General features: G+C 80.9%; 2 protein-coding genes. Both read right to left on the reverse strand.

The window, feature by feature from the left end; translation table 11 throughout:
• Window positions 1-208, reverse strand: a 208-nt coding sequence (locus WCS02_RS20215; RefSeq protein ID WP_340296103.1) for a hypothetical protein, incomplete at its 3' end; no start/stop codon positions are given.
• 140 nt (window positions 209-348) lie between these two features.
• Window positions 349-1,470, reverse strand: a complete 1,122-nt coding sequence (locus WCS02_RS20220) for a TadA family conjugal transfer-associated ATPase (protein WP_340296105.1) — start codon at window positions 1,468-1,470, stop codon at window positions 349-351.
• Window positions 1,471-1,546: the final 76 nt, after the last annotated feature.

Here is a 1,546-nt window from a genome sequence, read left to right on the forward strand (position 1 = left end):
GCCCGAGCACCCCCGCGCCGGGGGCGCCGAGCCGCTCGACGACCCGGACCGCGACGAGCACGGCCGCCTGTCCGGGCACGGCGTCGCGCGCGACGGCGCGGGTCCCGCCCAGCCGGTCCGCACCGGACTCGACGAGCGACTGCGCCCAGGGCAGGCCGGCCTGCAGGCAGACGGCGAGCCGCTCGGTCGCCCGGACCAGCTCGGCCACCTGGACCGGCCCGGGTCCGGAGGCCGAGGCGGGTGCCTCGCCCCTCCTGGGCGGGGTCCCGGGAGGGGCGGAGGGCCCAGGCGGTCCGGGCGATGCCGTCGTGCGCCCCGGACGGCGACCGGTGGGGGCAGCTGTGCCCCTCACGCGGCACGGGTCCGGGCGTGCCGACCCACGGGCGGGTCATCCGTCCCCGGGCGCAGGGACCCGAGCCCGGCCTGCCGCTCGCCGGCGGTCGGGTCCCCGAGGGCGGTGCGGTCGTGGACCACCCGGGCGACCTGGGCGGCCTGGGCGGCCTGGGCGTCACCCACCCGCGTGCCGCCGGCGTCGACCAGCCGGACGAGCGCGGGCACGTCGCCCGGTCCCGCACCCCACCCCCACAGGCCCGCCACCCGGCGGCGACCGTCGGGCCCGCGCTCGACCGGCACCACGACGTCCACGGCGGTCCGCAGCTGCAGCAGCGCGGTCGCCGGGTCGATGCCCGCGGCGCCGGCGAGGGCGACGACCCTCACCGGGACGTCCTGGGGGCGGGCGGCGTGCAGGGTGGCCGCACCGGCGTGGCCGGCGCCCATGGCCAGCAGCAGCTCGCGCACCTCGGCGCCGCGGCACTCCCCGACGACCAGCCGGTCCGGCCGCATCCGCAGCGCCTGGCGCACGAGCACGTCGAGGCCCACGTGCCCGGCGCCCTCGACGTTGCCGGGCCTCGCCTGCAGCGACACCACGTGGGGGTGGCGCGGCGCGAGCTCGGCGGCGTCCTCGACGAGGACGAGCCGCTCGTGCGGTCCCACCAGCGACAGCAGCGCGGCGAGCAGCGTCGTCTTGCCCGCGCCCGTGGCCCCGGTGACGAGCAGCCCCTGGCGGGCCGCCACCACCTCCCGCAGCGCGTCGGCGAGCCCGGCGCTCAGCGACCCGCGCCGGCACAGCTCGTCCAGGTCCACGCTGGCCGCCGGGGGGACCCGCAGGCTGAGGTGGGTGCCGCCCTGGCACAGCACCGGCAGGACCGCGTGCAGGCGCACCCCCGACGGCAGCCGCGCGTCGACCCACGGGCTCGCGTCGTCCAGGCGGCGTCCGCCGCTGGCGGCCAGCCGGACCGCGAGGGCACGGACCTGCTCCTCGGTGTCCAGGCCGCTGACCGCGGCACGGCGGAGCCCGCCCGGACCGTCGACCCAGACCCGGCCGGCCCCGTTGACGAGCACGTCCGTCACCCCGTCGGCGGCCAGCAGGGCAGCGAGCGGGCCGGCGGCGGCGTCCTGCTCAGGCGCCACCGAGCAGCCCGCCCGGCAGCTCGTCGGCCACCCACCGCCGGGCCCAGCGCCGCAGCGGGCTGCGCGCGGCCACCCC

It is taken from the genome of Aquipuribacter hungaricus, from assembly GCF_037860755.1.
In the GTDB taxonomy this organism is placed as follows: Bacteria; Actinomycetota; Actinomycetes; order Actinomycetales; family JBBAYJ01; genus Aquipuribacter; species Aquipuribacter hungaricus.